Genomic DNA, 15898 nt, shown 5'->3' with positions numbered 1-15898 from the left:
GAGCTCCTGAGGCTCACCGGCGTGGCCCGCACTGTCGAGCTCCCCGACGGCGAGGACCTACACATCCTGAGGGCCGTCGACCTGCACGTACGCCGCGGGGACCATGTCGGCATCGTGGGCCGCTCCGGCACCGGCAAGTCGACGCTGCTGAACCTTCTCGGCCTGCTGGACCGACCCACCGGCGGCACCCTGGAATGGGCCGGTCGCAACGTCACCGACATCAGCAGCCGCCAGGCCGCCCGGATCCGCGGCCGGGACGTCGGGTTCGTCTTCCAGCAGTTCAACCTGCTGCCGGGGCGTACGGCGCTGGAGAACGTGATGGCGCCGCTGCTCTACGCCTCGGGCAGGGAGTTCTGGCAGCGGCGCCGGATCGCCGCGACGATGCTCGACAAGGTCGGGCTCGGTGACCGGCTCGACGCGATGCCGCAGTTCCTCTCCGGTGGTGAGCAGCAGCGCATCGCTATCGCCCGCGCCCTGGTCCGCACCCCGTCGGTCGTGCTGGCCGACGAGCCGACCGGGGCGCTCGACGTCGAGACGGGCGCGATGGTGATGAGCTTGCTCGACCAGGCGACCTACGACTCCGGCGCGGCGCTGATCACGATCACCCACGACCAGAACGTCGCGGCGCTGGCCCGGCGGAGGTTCCGGCTCGCCGAGGGCCAGCTGCACCCGCTGACCGAGGAGGCGGTCGCGTGAGGACGTCCCTGGCGCGGATCGTCACCGGCCTGGCCGCCTCGACCGTCGAGGCGTGGCAGGAGCTGCGCATCCACAAGCTTCGGGTGCTGTTGTCGCTGGTCGGCGTGGCGGTGGCGGTCGCCTCGATCACCGCGACCGTGGCGGCCGGCCAGATCGCGAAGCAGATGTTCACCGAGTCCTACGAGACCGACGGGCGACCGGCGCACATCTCGATCATGGCCTACGACGACCGCAACGGCATGCCGCTCTCGGTCGAGCGGGTCCGGCCCGCGTTCCAGACGGTCGCGGAGCGGTTCGACGTCACGTACGCCTCCGCCCGGATCTCCGCCTACGACATCAAGGCGACCACCGCGAGCCGCAGCAAGCGGATCGAGCTGATGGGGGTCGACCCTGCGTACGCCGCCATCCACCGGGTCGTGGTGCCGCAGGGTCGCTGGCTGGAGGAGTCGGACACGGAGCGCCTCTCCCCGGCGCTGGTGGTCGACGAGACGCTCCTGAAGAAGCTCGGCCTGCAGGGCACGCCGCTGCCGGCCTCCGTGGAGCTGAACGGCCAGGGGCTGTCGGTGACCGCCACGATCGTCGGCGTGACCAGCCTGCGCGGCTACGGCACGCCGCGGGCGTTCATGCTGGCCGACTCGCTCGAGCACTGGCAGACCGGAACCCCTTCGGACGCCAGCTACGAGATGTGGGTGCCGGTCGAGGGTGCCGACGCGCTCGCCAACGAGATCGGGATGGCGATGCGCGCCGAGCTCCCCGGGCTCGCGGTCGACGCCCAGCGTGACGACTACATGGCGTGGGGCGGCGAGGACCCGATCGGCCCGGTCAAGTGGGTGATCATCGGGATCGCCGGGATCATCCTGCTGCTCGGCGCCCTGAGCCTGCTCAACATCGCACTCGTCACCATCCAGCAGCGGATCCGGGAGATCGGGATCCGGCGCAGCTTCGGCGCGACCACAGGGCGGGTGTTCTTCTCGGTGCTGATGGAGAGCGTCGTGGCCACCGTCGTCGCGGGCGTGATCGGCGTGCTCCTGGCCGTGGCCGCCGTCAAGAACCCGCTGGTGGAGAAGTACGTCCTCCAAGGCATCGACGACGTCCCGCCGTTCCCGCTCTCGGCGGCCTTCCTCGGCCTCGCCGTCGCGCTCGCCGTCGGCGCGCTCGCCGGGATCCTTCCGGCGATGATCGCCGCGCGCGTCAGGATCATCGACGCCATCCGCTTCTGACGACCTGCCCCGGACATGCGACTGCCCCGGGTGCCAGGCACCCGGGGCAGCTCAGCGGAAGAGGATCACTCGCCGCGGATGAACGCCTCCAGCTGGGCGCGACCCTCGGTGTCCTCGATCTGCACCGGCGGGCTCTTCATCAGGTAGGCCGAGGCCGGGATGATCGGGCCGCCGATGCCGCGGTCCTTGGCGATCTTGGCCGCACGGACGGCGTCGATGATGATGCCCGCCGAGTTGGGCGAGTCCCAGACCTCGAGCTTGTACTCCAGGTTGAGCGGGACGTCACCGAACGCACGACCCTCGAGCCGGACGTACGCCCACTTGCGGTCGTCGAGCCACTGCACGTAGTCGGACGGACCGATGTGCACGTTGCGGTCGTCGATCTTGTCCGCGAGCTCGCCGCGGAGGTTCGAGGTGACCGCCTGCGTCTTCGACACCTTCTTGGACTCCAGGCGCTCGCGCTCGAGCATGTTCTTGAAGTCCATGTTGCCGCCGACGTTGAGCTGGTACGTCCGGTCCAGCGCGACGCCGCGGTCCTCGAACAGCTTCGCCATGACGCGGTGGGTGATGGTGGCACCGACCTGCGACTTGATGTCGTCACCGACGATCGGGACGCCGGCGGCCTCGAACTTCGCGGCCCACTCCGGGTCGGAGGCGATGAAGACCGGCAGCGCGTTGACGAAGGCGACGCCCGCGTCGATCGCGCACTGCGCGTAGAACTTGTCCGCCTCCTCCGAGCCCACGGGAAGGTAGGAGACGAGGACGTCGACCTCCTTCTCCCGAAGGATCGAGACCACGTCGACGGGGTCGAGGCCGGACTCGGAGATGGTCTGCTTGTAGTACTTGCCCAGGCCGTCGAGCGTGGGGCCACGCTGCACCTCGACGCCCTTGAACGGGACGTCGGCGATCTTGATGGTGTTGTTCTCGGAGGCGTTGATCGCCTCGGAGAGGTCCTTGCCGACCTTCTTGTCGTCGACGTCGAAGGCAGCGACGAACTCGACGTCAGAGACGTGGTAGTCGCCGAACGTGACGTGCATCAGGCCCGGGACACTGCCCGCCGGGTCGGCGTCCCTGTAGTACTCCACACCCTGGACCAGGGAGCTGGCGCAGTTGCCGACTCCCGCGATTGCTACACGAACCGAACCCATCGGGGCTCCTTCCAATACTTCTGGCCGGCTCACCGGCCAGAAGGTCATTTCTCGTTCTCTTGGCTGCTCTGCGCTGTGCGCGAGACGTCCGCTTCGGCGCGTACGCCATCGTCATCCCCCAGATCCCCTCGACCCGCTGCCTGCTCGTCGTTGACAGGCTTGGGGTTGCGCTCGGCATCGATCAGCGAGGAGAGCCATCGGACCTCCCGCTCGACCGACTCGACACCGTGACGCTGAAGCTCGCGGGCGTAGGAGTCGACCTCTTTCTGGGTCATGGCAAGCTCGCGTTGCACCCGGTCGAGCCGCTCCTGGAGCCGGCTGCGACGTCCTTCGAGGACGCGCAGCCTGATCTCCATGTCGGTGCGACCGAAGAACGCGAACCTGATGTCGAAGTTGTCGTCCTCCCAGGCCATCGGACCGACCTCGGACATGAGCTGGGTGAACTCACGCTCACCGGCAGCCGTCAGCTGGTAGACGATCCGCGGCCGCCGGGTGACCGGCGTGACGGCCTGCGCCACCTCCTCGATGAGGTGCTTGCGCAGCATCTTCTTCAGGGCCGGGTAGAGCGAGCCGTACGACAGCACTCGTCCCCAACCGAGCATCAGGTTGAGCCGCTTGCGCAGCTCGTAGCCATGCATAGGCGACTCGTGCAGCAGTCCGAGGACTGCCAACTCGATCGTCTCTGCGCGACGTGCCATGCGACCTATCGTACCGATATATCCACGATGGCAAATAGAGACCAAAGTCTTGTCTGATAACGCCCAGGAGCGGTGTTTCGATGCAACCGTCACCGAACTGTTGACGTCAGGTGACTTGAGGCGCGCTGGGCGTGGATGCGGGGGCGCTAGCGTCGATTGCGTACGCTGATGGCTGCCGTTCAACGACCCGAGGAGCCACCCGGGGGAAATGTCCGGCAGCGTCGCGCGTCAGGTTGATGGGATTCCCTCGGGGGGATTCAGCGACGTCGGGGGATTGTCAGTGTCAGCCCGTCCGGTCACGTGCCGGGCAGTCACAGGAGCAGTGCTACACCCGTGAGCGACCCATCCGGCGGCTTTTCTCAAAGGCCCAGCCCCCGCAGCGCCAGTCCCCGTAGATCCAATCCCGGTGGGCTGCAAGGACGACCCCAGGGCGGCCCGCGCCCACCGCAGGGTGGTCCGGCAGGCCGTCCGCCGGCGCCGCGTCGCCCTCAGGGTGCTCCGCAGGGCCAGCCCTCGGGCGGTCGCCCGCAGCCCCGTGGCCAGCGCCCGATGCCTCCGGGCGGTCCCCGTTCCGGTCAGCGGCCGCCCTACCCGGGCCCGCGTCGCCCCGGTGAGCCCCCGGTCGACCGCCTCGGCCAGCGTCCCGCCCGTCCTGAGCCGGGTGGTCCCGGTCGCCCGCCGCGTGACCCCAAGGCCGCCTTCGGTGCAGCGCTGGACCGGTTCAACGACCCGGAGATGGACAAGAAGGGCCTCGCCGTCCGGATCGCCAAGATCGCGGCGATCTTCGTCCTGGTGATGGCGCTCATCGGCAGTGCCGCGGTGATCGTCTCCTACAACATGATCTCGATCCCGAGCGCCAACGCGGCGTTCCAGGCGGAGTCGAGCTTCGTCTACTACGCCGGCGGCAAGAAGGAGCTCGGCCGGTTCCAGGCGGGCGACCAGAACCGTGACGCGCTGCGCCCGGACGAGATGCCCGCGCTCGTGAAGGACGCAGCCGTGGCCGCCGAGGACCGCAGCTTCTACGAGAACAACGGCATCGACCTCAAGGGCATCGCGCGCACGCTCTTCTCCAACGCCACCACCGGCAGCCAGGGTGGCGCGTCGACGATCACCCAGCAGTACGTCAAGAACCTCTACCTGACCCAGGAGCGCACCTACACGCGCAAGGTCAAGGAAGCGGTCATCTCGCTCAAGATCAGCCGGCAGCAGTCGAAGGACGAGATCCTCACCGGCTACCTCAACACCGTCTACTTCGGGCGTGGCGCCTACGGAGTCCAGGCCGCGGCGAAGACCTACTTCCGCAAGTCGGCCCAGGACCTCGACATCAGGGAGGCCGCGGCGCTCACCGCGATCCTCAACAACCCGAACGGTTTCGACCCCGAGAAGGCCGGCGCCGACTCCGGCGGCACCGAGCTGTTGGGCCGCTACCAGTACGTCCTCAACGGCATGGCCGAGCTCAAGAGCCAGGGCAAGGCGCTCAGCGAGTACGACGAGGCCACCCTGGAGAAGGCGAAGGAGGCGCTGCCGAAGTTCCCCAAGCCGAAGGCCGACAGCCGTCTCGGTGGTCAGAAGGGCCACGCGCTCACCCTGGTGAAGAACGAGCTGAAGTCCCTCAAGAACGAGAACGGCGAGCCGCTCTTCACCGAGGAGGAGATCGACAGCAAGGGGCTGAAGGTCACCACCACGCTCAGCGCGAAGGCGATGAAGGCCGCGGAGCAGGCCGTCAAGGACGTACGTCCCGACGACAAGAAGGCGGTCAGCGAGAAGCACCCGGAGAACGAGCTGCACGTCGGTGCCGCGACGGTCGACGTGAAGACCGGTGCGCTCAAGGGCTTCTACGGCGGCCAGGACTACCTCGACTCCCAGATCAACTGGGCGGCCTCGGGCGGTATGGCCGGATCGACGATGAAGCCGTTCACGCTCGCCGCGGCTCTCGAGGCGGGCTACTCGCTCAAGGACACCTGGACCGGTGAGGGTGGTCTGGAGATCCCCGGCACCGACCGCGTGGTCCGCAACTCGGGCCAGAGCGACGCGGATCCGACCGGTCACGGCTACGGCGAGCACATCACCGGCATCAAGGCGATGGAGGAGTCGGTCAACACCTCCTTCGTCCAGATGTCGACCGCGCTGCCCAACGGCAGCGAGGACGTCTACGACATGGCGGTCAAGGCCGGCCTGCCGCCGGACGAGCAGCACGCCGAGAACGCGCCGGCCGACTACCGCTCGATCCCGGCCTACTCGATCGACTTCGACCCGAAGAACTACCTGCTCACCCTGGGGCGTCAGGCGATCAGCCCGATCAACATGGCCAACGCCTACGCGACCATCGCCAACGGCGGCGTACGCAACACCGTGCACCTCGTCTCGAAGGTGGTCGACGCGGATGGCGAGGTCGTCTACGAGTGGAACCAGCGCGACGGCGAGGAGCGGGCGATGTCCGAGGACGCCGCCGACGACACCTCCTACGCCCTGCAGCAGGTCGTCAAGAACGGCACCGGCAGGACGGCCGGCGTGATCAACCAGCCGGCCGCCGGCAAGACCGGCACCGCGACCAACGCGAACGACGACGTCTCCTCCGCGTGGTTCGCCGGCTACACGCCGCAGCTGTCCACGGCCGTCATGTACGTCCGCGGCAAGGGCTCCGGCAAGCTGGACGGCTGGCTGGACTCCTACTTCGGAGCCGGCTACCCCGCCGAGACGTGGGCCCAGATCATGGGCACGCTGACCGACGACCTCGACATCGAGGAGTTCCCGGAGCCGGCCTGGATGGACGGCGTGGCCCCGCAGGACGGTCACGAGCCGTCGCTGACGGCCACCCCGGAGCCGACCCCGACCCCGTCGAAGGACTGCTCCCGGAAGGACGAGCGCAAGGGCCTCTGCATCCCGATCGAGGAGCCCACGCCCAGCATGTCGCCCAGCGACGGGGCGACCGACGGTCAGCCCGGCGGGGGCACGACCCCCGACGAGTCGGAGTCGACGGAGCCCGAGGTCACCGAGACCGCCTGCGACTGGTTCGGCGACTGTGAATCGTCCTCGCCACCCGCTGACGGCAATAATGGCGGCGGCAACAACGACGGCGGCACCGCGGAGGGCACCACTCAGTGACGGATGGTCCAGTGACCGCCCCGACGGCGGAGGATCCGGTCGTCAGGACCGCCTCCGCCGCGGTCGGCGGTCCTCTCGGGCGACTCGCACACGGCCGACGGCGCTGGTTCAGCGCGGTCGGCCTGTTGCTGCTCCTGACCTCGCTCACCTTCGCGATCGGGATGGTCTCCAAGCAGACCTGCTACAACGCCACCTGGACCAACGGCGAGAGCAGATACACCCACTTCTGCTACTCCGACCTGCCCTATCTCTACGTCGACCGCGGCCTGGCCGAGCACGAGTGGCCCTACTCCTCCGACCCGGAGGTCCGGGCGCGCTACCAGCAGGTGATGGAGTACCCGGTCGGCATCTCCTACTACGCCTGGGCGACGTCGCACGTCACCGACTGGCTGGCCGACACCCCCGACGAGGACGAGCGTCACCTCGTGGAGACCTCCAGCTTCTGGGGTCTGCCGGGCATGCACCACGAGATCAGGGTCTTCATCATCGTCAACGTGATCGGCTTCGCGGTCACGGCTCTGCTCTCGGCCTGGTTCCTGGCGCGTACGCATCGCCGAAGGCCCTGGGACGCGGCCGCGTTCGCGCTCGCCCCCGTGCTGGCGGCGACCGGGATCATCAACTGGGACATGCTGGCCGTGGTCTTCGTGGCCGGTGCGCTGTGGGCGTGGTCGCGGGACCGGCCGCTGCTGACCGGCGTACTGATCGGGCTCGGCTGCGCGACCAAGCTCTATCCGCTCTTCCTGCTCGGCGGGCTGATCGTCATCTGCATCCGGCGCCGCCGCTACTACGACCTGGCGGTCGCCGCCCTGGCCACGGTGCTCGCGTGGGTGCTGGCCAACCTGCCCGCGATGGCGACCGGCCTGGAGGAGTGGAAGGTCTTCTGGAGCTTCAACTCCGAGCGCGGTCCCGACCTCGGCTCGCTGTGGCTCGTCGTCCAGCAGGCCAGCGACGCGGCGATCTCGGCACAGACGGTCAACCTCGTCTCCTGGGCCTTCTTCATCGCCTGGTGCAGCGGCGTACTCATCATCGGGCTGACCGCCCGCGAGACACCGCGCCTGGCGCAGCTCGGCTTCCTGATCGTCGCCGGCTTCCTGCTGGTCAACAAGGTCTACTCACCGCAGTACGTCCTGTGGCTGCTGCCGCTGGCGGTCCTCGCCGTGCCGCGCTGGCGGGACCAGCTCATCTGGCAGGCCGGTGAGCTCTTCTACTTCGTCGCGGTGTGGTGGTATCTCGCCGACATCCTGGCCAGCAGCGGCGGTGACCAGCCGGTCTACTGGTTCGCGATCCTCGTCCGCGTCGCCGCCGAGATCTATCTGATCGCGGTCGTCGTCCGGGAGATCTACGAGCCGTGGCGCGACCCGGTGCGGTGGACCGAGGCGACGATCGAGGCCGAGGAGGCTCAGGAGTCCAGGATGATCTCGTCGAACGAGGTCGCGGTGTAGCGCACCCGCACCTCGAGCTCCTCGCCGACCTCGGGCACGCGCGCGCCGGAGGGAAGCATGAGCATCGACTCCTGCATGTGCGGCGGCTCGGCGAACCAGAGAGCCTTGCCGTCGAGCGTGTAGGGAGAGCGCGACTGACCCATGGCATCGAGTCCACCGCGGGCGACCGCGAGGGCGCGCGAGCGCAGGTGGGTGTCGCCCAGCGGCGCCTCGAGGCCGATCCCGTGGGCGGTGCCGCCGGAGGCGACCACCAGGTGACCGGCGCGCATGGCCGTGCGGCCGCGGTAGCCGTAGGAGTAGCCCCGCTCCAGCGGGTGCACGTCCTCGACGGTCGCGGTCACGTGGAGCGCGCCGCGGTCACCGAGCCACAGGGCGGTGCCGACCCGGGGGCGGAAGATGATGTCGCCGTAGGAGGCGCGCAGCTGGGCCAGCTCGTTGGCGCTCAGGTGGGAGACCCACACCGTCTTCGCCTCGGCGCCGACGACGGCGTCCATCTGGGCGCGTACCTCGGCCAGCGACCCGCCGTCGAGGCCGAAGTGCATGGTGACGCCCTCGAAGCGGGCGTGCTCGCGGGCGATGGACGCGGTCGGCCACAGGTCGCTCGGCGTCATCCCGTGGCGGCGCATCGAGGTGACCAGCTCGAGGATCACCCTCGCGTTGGGCTGACGCTCCAGCATGAGCGGCAGGTCCTCGGGGCGGCTGATCGTGTGGATGATCCGGTCGGCGATCTCCGGGTTGATCTCGGGAGAGTAGGGACGCCATGGGGTGAGGACGTAGATCGACCCGCTGAACCGGGTCGCGACCTCCCACACCTCGTTGTAGGTGCCCACCGCGAGCGTGTCGACGCCGGTGCCGAGGCTCGTGAGCCACTCGGTCTGGTGGGCGAGCTTGCGGAGGGTGAGGCCGTAGCCGTTGCCCTTGGCGACCGGGACCAGGCCGGGCGTCGCCTCGGCGAAGGTCTGGACGTGCTTGCGCCAGCGATCGGCGTCAACTGTCAGTTTCAGCGGCATACGGAGATCAGCGCCTCTTCATGTAGACATCGAAGGCCGTGTAGATCGGCTTGTTCAGCGGCAGGTCCCACTCGCCGGCGTACTCCACCGCCTGGCCACCGGTGCCGACCTTGAACTGGATCAGCCCCACGTGGGAGTCGTCGGTGGAGAGCGTCGGGGTGATGCCGCGCAGGTCGTAGGTGGTCGCGCCGGCGGCCATCGCGTCCTGGATCATCGCCCACTGGAGGGCGTTGGAGCCACGTACGTCGCGCTTCTCGGTCGAGGAGGCGCCGTAGGAGTACCAGGCGTGCTGCCCGACGCGGACCATGATCGTGGCGGCGACCAGGTCGCCCTCGTGCCGCGCCAGGAAGAGCTTGATGCGCTCCGGGTCCTCGCTCGACATCGCCCAGAACATGGTGCTGAAGTAGCTCCGCTGCCGGGGAGTGAAGTGGTCGCGCGCCGCGGTGTGGACGTAGAGATCGTGGAAGGCGCTCAGGTCGCCCTCGAAGTCGCCGTCCGCCGGGTCGACCGGGGTCGCGACGGAGACCTCGACGCCCATCTTGGCCGCCTTCTTGATGTTGCGGCGCCAGAGCTGGTTCATCCCCTTGAGGACCTCGTCCTCGGTCTTGGGGGTGCCGTCCTCGTGAGCCAGCGGGATGACGAAGTTGTACTGCGGCTGCCCCGCTCCGAAGCCGTCCTCGGGTGACTGCAGCCGCCAGCCCGCGGCCCGCAGCTGCGAGACCACGCGCGCGCCGGTGGCGTCGCGGTGGGTCGGGGTGAGCTGGTTGAGCCGCTGGACGGTGTCGTCGGCGATGCCGTCCTTGACCTGCGCCGCGCTCCAGGTCGCGGTCGTGACCGGCGGGCCGATCCGGATGCCGAAGGCGCCGTTCTTCTTCAGGTACGCCGCCAGCGGCTCCAGCCACGGAGCCAGGTCACCCGACCAGTCGATGCTCGGACCCTCGGGCAGGTAGGCGAGCGTGAACCGCTCCAGCTTCGGCACCGGCCGGTGCAGCACCAGCGCGGCGCCGACGAGGGCGCCGCCCTGCAGGCTGTCGAACCAGCCCACCGACTCCGAGCGCCACTCGGTCTTGACCCGCGCCCACGACGGGGTCTGGAGGAAGCTCACGCTGGGTTGCTTCTCGATGAAGGCGAGATGCTCCGCAGCGGTGATGGGGCGCACGGTGAGACTCACCCGCAGAAGGCTACCCGCTCCGGCAACGGGGCCGAATCCCGGTGCTCGAGCTTCTCGGGACCGCTGTCCGTGACCGTCTCACCGACCCCCAATGTGAGGACAATCGTTCCGCTCCCTAGTGAGTCGGAGCCGCCGAGACGCTATTGTCAGCGACCAGATGTATCACGGCTTGGGGCCCGGGCCTCCTTGGAGCCGTGACAGCAACTATGACCACCACGATGACGCGTCCGCGTGTCGTCTGGCCCCCCATCGGCTCGCCGCCGAACCGGAGGCCGCCGGTCGAGGAGGGGACTGTGACACGGGTACGACGCGGGATCGGTCATGCCGACGCACCCGCGACCGTGTGGTCCCGGGCAACGGCCGACTTCGACCGCTGGCTCAGCGGTGACTCCGCCGCCCTCGATGAGCTGGTCGCGACGATGACCCCGATCCTGTGGCAGGTCGCCCGCTCCTACCGGCTCACCCAGGAGCAGGCCGAGGACGTCGTCCAGACGACCTGGCTCACCTTCGTACGCAAGCACTCCTCGATCCTCGACACCGCCGCCGTCGGTGCCTGGCTCACTCTGACCACGCGCCGCGAGGCATGGCGGGTCGCGAAGCGGTCCGGGCGTGACGTACCTGTGGAGGACGAGGCGCTCGAGTCCCGCGTCCCGACCCAGCGCTCGGCCGAGTCCCTGGTCGTCGAGGGCGACCGCAACTCGCTCATCTGGGCGGCCGTGGAGGGCTTGCCCGAGCGGTGTCGCCGGTTGCTGCGCGTGGTCGCCTTCTCCGACCGGCCGGACTACGCCGGCCTGGCCGAAGAGCTCGAGATGCCCATCGGCAGCATCGGCCCCACCCGCGGCCGCTGTCTCGGGAAGCTGCGGGACGCACTGCGCGAAGAGGGGGTGTCGTGATGGGTCGCTCGGAGGAGCCCACACGCGAGGAGCTGTTGGGTCTGGTTCGACAGGCGTACGTCGCCGGTGATCCCGTCCCGGGCGGCCTGATCTCCCGGATGCAGGCGGCCGCCGCCGGCGCCGCCGAGGAGTCCGGTCTCGGGCTCGACCTGGAGCTGATGCTCCTGGTGGAGTCGTCGTCCGAGGCCGCCGGGGTGCGCTCCACGGCCCCCGCCTCCGCCCGCTCCGCCTACACCTTGCGCTTCGCGCAGTCCGGAGTCGACGTTCTCGTCCGTGTCGCCTCCGACACCGACACCACGGCCCGCCTCGACGGCTGGGTCGTCCCCGGTTCACCCATGACCGTCCGCGCCATCCGCGCCGACGAAGTCCGTACGCCGATCGTCGCCGTCACCCTCGGCGCCTCGGGCCGCTTCGAGCTCACCTCGCTGCCTGCCGGCCTCATCCGGCTCCGCTTCGAGCCCGCCGACGGCTCCGCCGCCTTCCTGACCCCCACGTTCGAGATCTGATCCAGGAGACAACATGGTCCAGCGCCCCACAAGGCGAGCAGTCAACCGTCGAGTGCTCGACCCCAGATCGGCGGTGACTGTCGGTGATTCCACGATCAAGGGCGGCACGATCTACGCGGGAGATCGACTGCTGATCGCTGAACTCGACGGTTACGACGACCGGATGGAATGCCTTACCGAGCAGGCCACGTCGTTGGGGTGGACGGTAGTGCGAGAGGAGTTGACCCCGGGCCTGAGTGTGGTACTGGTCGGGGGAGCCGAAAGCGTTGTTTCTTCCCCTCCGGATGCGTGGGTCCTGCTCCAGCATGCGCGCGCTGCGCATGGCAAGGACTTGCCGGGGGTGGCGCTCGACCACATGATCCCGGCGCCGGGAATCCAGGGGAACCCGGTCGAGATCTCGCATCCTGTCGAAATCTCGCACCCCGTGGAGATCTCTCACCCGGTCGAGATCTCTCACCCGGTGGAGATCTCCCACCCGGCTTCCACCTATGGGATCCCTGGTGCCGGGGGGCGTCAGCCGGTGGCGATCCTGGGAGACGCGCCCCGGCGCAGAGACAAGGTTCCTGGCCGACGCCCCGTCGTGGCGATCCTTGATACCGGCGTCGGTTCCCACCCGTGGCTCGATGACGTTGTTGAGCACGAAGTTCGGGATGTCGACGGGCGCCGGATCGGATACGCAAGGGAGCGAGACTACGCGCCGGGCGACGACGCACCGAAGGACATCGACGGGCTACTCAACAGGCTCGAGGGCCACGGCACGTTCATCGCGGGGATCGTTCGCCAGGTCTGTCCAGACGCGGAGATCCTTTCGTGGCGCAGCGTGCCGCTTGAGGGTGCCGTGCGCGAGAGCGACTGGATTACGTCGATATACCAGATCGCCGGCCTTGTTCGCCGCGCGGTTGAAGATGCAGAGGCTGGTCGGACGGCATCCAAGGGTCATCTCATCGACGTTCTCAATCTGTCGATGGGCTACTACCACGAGAACGATGCGGACCGTCTGTTCGACTCCGTGCTCAAGCCTGTGATCGACGAGCTCGGATCGCTCGGCGTGGCTGTCGTGTGTTCTGTCGGAAATGATGCGAGTCGACGACCGAGCTTCCCGGCCGCCTTCGCGCCATGGCGCGGAACGCATGCTGACCCGGACGTCGTCCCGGTCGTTTCTGTTGGGGCGCTGAATCCGGATCAGAAGACTGCCGCTTACTTCTCCAACATGGGGCCGTGGGTCCGCGCGTGGGCGCCCGGCGGAGCGGTCGTGAGCACGATGCCGCCGATCGACGGAAGCCTGCAGCCGATGGCCGAGGACGTCGCAGACGGTATCCGGCGCGCATGTATTGATCCCGACGACTTCACCGGTCAGTTCGCGGTCTGGAGTGGTACGTCGTTTGCCGCGCCATGGATGGCGGCACGGATCGCCGACGGGATCGGAGCCGCCATAGAGACTGGTGGGGCGGATGACCGTCGTGTGGCTCGTGTCAAGCGTGGCTGGGAAGTTGTCAGTGGCCTGACATCGATTGTCCAATGAACCGATGGATAGCGCCGCCGAACTCCATGAGCGTGGGCTGACCGCGCTCAATAAGCGACGCTACGACCAAGCGGAGAAGACCCTGGCGCTGGCAGCGATGGAAGCCGAAAAATCGGGCGACCAGCTGCGTCGTGCCCGCATTGCGACGACGCAGGCATACCTTGTCTACGAGACGGGCGACCCCGATGGCGCGTTGAGTCGTATCACCGAGTTGCTCGGCGAGCGATGGCTCACTGAGGAAGCCGAAGGCGTCATCCATTGCCAACACGCGATGTTGCTTCTTCGGCGGGGCCACACGGCGGATGCGCTGGCGGCGTTTGACCGTGGGATCGGGCGACTGAATGGTCCGGTGGACCTTGCCACGGCGCTGGTTAACCGCGGCGGGGTCTACCTGGCGCAGCTTCGCCCGAGGGAGGCTGCCCAAGACTTCGAACAGGCGCTTGGCTTATGGCCTGAGGGGCATGAGGATCAGCGTGCGATGACCCTTCATAACCTGGGCTACGCCCAGTACGTCGCCGGCGACCTGATCGCGGCACTGGGGTCGATGGATCAAGCTGCTCCGCGAATGAGGGAAATGTCGCCAGCAATGGCCGCGACAGTCGATCAAGATCGTGCCGAGGTGCTTGTCGCGGCCGGCCTTCGGGTTCAGGGACAGCAGTCGTTGAGCGCGGCAGCGGCGGCCTTCGGCGAGCTCGGCCTCACACAGCGCCAGGCGGAGGCGGAGCTCGCTCTGGCTTCCCACTTGACGGTGACAGATCCTGACGAAGCGGATCGCGTGGCTCGCTCGGCGTTGGATGGGTTTGAGGAGGTACGAGCGTCGGGGCTGGCCCTGCGGGCGCGAGCCGTCGCGTTCGAGGCGGCGGTAACAGCGGGCGCGAATCCGAGCGACGACGGTGAGGCGCTGGCCGGCCCGCTAGAGGAACAGGGCTTGAGCTGGCCTGCTCTCCGAGTGCGCATACAGGCGCGGCTTGCGCGCATTCGATCGGCGGAGAGCGCCGGTCTACCGACAAGACCGGCGAGTGGGAGGGTCATCGGACCGGTTCCGCCAGAGGCGCCCATCGACATCCGTCTCTTGGAGCGAGAGCTCCGAGCGGAGTTGGCGGTGGCCGCAGGCCGTGCGTTAGCCGGACTGCGTGAGCTCCGTGCGGGACTGGACGACTTCCATCTGTGGCAGAGCTCGTTCGGAAGCCTTGATCTGCAGACCAACGTTGCCGGCCACGGACGGATCCTTGCCCGGCGAGGGTTGGAGCTGGCAGTCGACTCTGGCGAGGCAGACGTGCTCTTCGAATGGTCGGAGCGTGCGCGGATGCTGGCGTCCCGCGTCCAGTCGGTGCGCCCGCCGTCGGATCCGGCGCTGGCCGAGATGCTGACTGAGCTACGCGGCGGGGTAGGTCCTGAGCGGGAAACGCAGCTCAGGCAAGAGATTCGCGAGCGTGCCTGGCAGGTCAAGGGCTCGGGTCAGGTGGCCGATCCAATTTTGTTGGGTGACCTGCAAGAACGCCTCGATAAGTCTGCGCTTGTCGCGTATGTGGTTGCAGGGGAGCGCGTCGTAGCTCTCGTCGTGACGGCCGATTCCGTGAATCGGGTCGACCTCGGTGACAGCGGCACGCTCCGGTCAACCTTGGGCGGTCTTCTACCTGACTTGGACGTCGCGGCGACGGACCTGCCGGGGCCACTTGGTGCTGCGGTGCGCGGTGATCTTGTGGACCGCCTGGCACAGCTTTCGAAGATCCTGGTCGTCCCCCTTCTCGACTACATCGGTGACAGACCAATAGTCCTCACCCCGTCGGCGATCTTGGCGCCCGTGCCTTGGACCTTGCTGACGGGACTCGTCGGCAGGTCAGTCACGGTGGCACAGAGCGCCACCACTTGGTTGGCCCGCAGCGCCACGCCTATTCGCCTGGACTCGGCTGGATTCGTTGCCGGTCCCCGCGTGATGAGGGCTTCGGACGAAGTTGCGGCAGGCGCTGCCTCGTGGCCCGGCTCCCGGTGCCTAACCGGTGACGAAGCGTCGGCTGAGGCGGTGGCCAGCCTCGCTCAAGAGGTCGACGTACTGCACATTGCGGCCCATGGGCGTCATTCGGCCGAGAACCCCCTCTTCTCGGGAGTCGAGCTCGCCGACGGCGCTTGGCACGGCTACGACATCGATCTTCTTGCAACAGTCCCCGACGTGGTCCTGCTGTCGGCCTGCGAGGTCGGGCGGTCGAATGTCCGGTGGGGCGAAGAGTTGATCGGGCTCGTCGGTGCCTGGCTCCACGCCGGCACGCGAGTGGTTATCGCCTCGCCGGCTGTCGTGGCGGACGAGGTCGCGCACAAGGTCTTCCTGGACCTCCATGCTGGGCTCGCCAAGGGTTTGGCCCCTGCGGAGGCGCTCGCTGGTGCCATTCGCCCGGCGGACACCGACTCCGCTCCGGCGCCGTTCGTCTGCTTCTCGTAGGACCGGGCATCGACGCAGATGGGTGAGAACCCGAAAGTCCTCACCCATCG

General features: G+C 68.2%; 12 protein-coding genes. 8 read left to right on the top strand and 4 right to left on the bottom strand.

What is annotated here, in order from left to right:
* Positions 1–21: 21 nt before the first annotated feature.
* Together ACWZJV_RS14260 and ACWZJV_RS14255 are read left to right on the top strand one after the other, a co-directional pair.
* Positions 22–696: an ABC transporter ATP-binding protein gene (locus ACWZJV_RS14260; protein WP_457181917.1), complete on the top strand. Its 675-nt coding sequence runs from the start codon at positions 22–24 to the stop codon at positions 694–696.
* On the top strand, positions 693–1916 hold the full coding sequence (locus ACWZJV_RS14255) for an ABC transporter permease (protein WP_457181916.1): 1224 nt from the start codon (positions 693–695) through the stop codon (positions 1914–1916). The genes ACWZJV_RS14260 and ACWZJV_RS14255 overlap by 4 nt, the downstream gene beginning before the upstream one ends.
* 65 nt (positions 1917–1981) lie before the next feature.
* Here ACWZJV_RS14255 and ACWZJV_RS14250 read toward each other — a convergent pair whose 3' ends face one another.
* Both ACWZJV_RS14250 and ACWZJV_RS14245 read right to left on the bottom strand, forming a co-directional pair.
* A complete protein-coding gene (locus tag ACWZJV_RS14250; RefSeq protein WP_008355480.1) occupies positions 1982–3064 on the bottom strand; it encodes an inositol-3-phosphate synthase in 1083 nt (360 codons plus the stop codon).
* A 44-nt stretch (positions 3065–3108) separates the two neighbouring features.
* On the bottom strand, positions 3109–3762 hold the full coding sequence (locus tag ACWZJV_RS14245; RefSeq protein WP_008355479.1) for a PadR family transcriptional regulator: 654 nt from the start codon (positions 3760–3762) through the stop codon (positions 3109–3111).
* Positions 3763–4311: 549 nt separating this feature from the next.
* Between ACWZJV_RS14245 and ACWZJV_RS14240 the strand changes: the two genes are divergently transcribed.
* Together ACWZJV_RS14240 and ACWZJV_RS14235 are read left to right on the top strand one after the other, a co-directional pair.
* Complete coding sequence (locus tag ACWZJV_RS14240; protein ID WP_196876106.1) at positions 4312–6867, top strand: transglycosylase domain-containing protein; 2556 nt, start codon at positions 4312–4314, stop codon at positions 6865–6867.
* Between the two features lie 11 nt (positions 6868–6878).
* Positions 6879–8309 (top strand): glycosyltransferase family 87 protein, encoded by a 1431-nt coding sequence (locus ACWZJV_RS14235; protein ID WP_307785720.1) that lies wholly within the window; start codon positions 6879–6881, stop codon positions 8307–8309.
* Here the strand turns inward: ACWZJV_RS14235 and ACWZJV_RS14230 are convergent.
* Positions 8267–9319 (bottom strand): alanine racemase, encoded by a 1053-nt coding sequence (locus ACWZJV_RS14230; RefSeq protein WP_457181915.1) that lies wholly within the window; start codon positions 9317–9319, stop codon positions 8267–8269. The genes ACWZJV_RS14235 and ACWZJV_RS14230 overlap by 43 nt on opposite strands.
* A 7-nt stretch (positions 9320–9326) precedes the next feature.
* On the bottom strand, positions 9327–10490 hold the full coding sequence (locus ACWZJV_RS14225) for a peptidoglycan bridge formation glycyltransferase FemA/FemB family protein (protein ID WP_050800483.1): 1164 nt from the start codon (positions 10488–10490) through the stop codon (positions 9327–9329).
* Between the two features lie 293 nt (positions 10491–10783).
* On the opposite strand from ACWZJV_RS14225, the gene ACWZJV_RS14220 reads away from it, so the two are divergent.
* Genes ACWZJV_RS14220 through ACWZJV_RS14205 form a run of 4 tightly spaced genes read left to right on the top strand, consistent with a single transcriptional unit; the run spans position 10784 to position 15848 of the window.
* Positions 10784–11383 carry an RNA polymerase sigma factor gene (locus ACWZJV_RS14220; RefSeq protein WP_008355468.1) on the top strand — a complete coding sequence of 200 codons (600 nt, stop codon included), beginning with the start codon at positions 10784–10786 and terminating at the stop codon, positions 11381–11383.
* Positions 11383–11889: a hypothetical protein gene (locus tag ACWZJV_RS14215; protein WP_008355466.1), complete on the top strand. Its 507-nt coding sequence runs from the start codon at positions 11383–11385 to the stop codon at positions 11887–11889. The genes ACWZJV_RS14220 and ACWZJV_RS14215 overlap by 1 nt, the downstream gene beginning before the upstream one ends.
* Positions 11890–11902: 13 nt before the next feature.
* Entirely contained in the window at positions 11903–13411 is a 1509-nt protein-coding gene (locus ACWZJV_RS14210) for a S8 family peptidase (RefSeq protein ID WP_008355464.1), read from the top strand.
* 4 nt (positions 13412–13415) lie between these two features.
* Positions 13416–15848, top strand: coding sequence for a CHAT domain-containing protein (locus tag ACWZJV_RS14205; RefSeq protein WP_457181914.1), 2433 nt, complete (start codon positions 13416–13418; stop codon positions 15846–15848).
* Positions 15849–15898 lie beyond the last annotated feature (50 nt).

Source organism: Nocardioides sp. WG-D5, assembly GCF_054031175.1.
Note: the sequence above shows the minus strand (reverse complement) of the source record. Positions and strands in the feature narration are given on the sequence as shown.

Excerpts from the sequence above, each read along its gene's own strand:
- ACWZJV_RS14250 (WP_008355480.1), bottom strand. The coding sequence starts at position 3,064 with ATGGGTTCGGTTCGTGTAGCAATCGCGGGAGTCGGCAACTGCGCCAGC.
- ACWZJV_RS14205 (WP_457181914.1), top strand. The coding sequence starts at position 13,416 with ATGGATAGCGCCGCCGAACTCCATGAGCGTGGGCTGACCGCGCTCAAT.
- ACWZJV_RS14230 (WP_457181915.1), bottom strand. The coding sequence starts at position 9,319 with ATGCCGCTGAAACTGACAGTTGACGCCGATCGCTGGCGCAAGCACGTC.
- ACWZJV_RS14215 (WP_008355466.1), top strand. The coding sequence starts at position 11,383 with ATGGGTCGCTCGGAGGAGCCCACACGCGAGGAGCTGTTGGGTCTGGTT.
- ACWZJV_RS14240 (WP_196876106.1), top strand. The coding sequence starts at position 4,312 with ATGCCTCCGGGCGGTCCCCGTTCCGGTCAGCGGCCGCCCTACCCGGGC.
- ACWZJV_RS14210 (WP_008355464.1), top strand. The coding sequence starts at position 11,903 with ATGGTCCAGCGCCCCACAAGGCGAGCAGTCAACCGTCGAGTGCTCGAC.
- ACWZJV_RS14245 (WP_008355479.1), bottom strand. The coding sequence starts at position 3,762 with ATGGCACGTCGCGCAGAGACGATCGAGTTGGCAGTCCTCGGACTGCTG.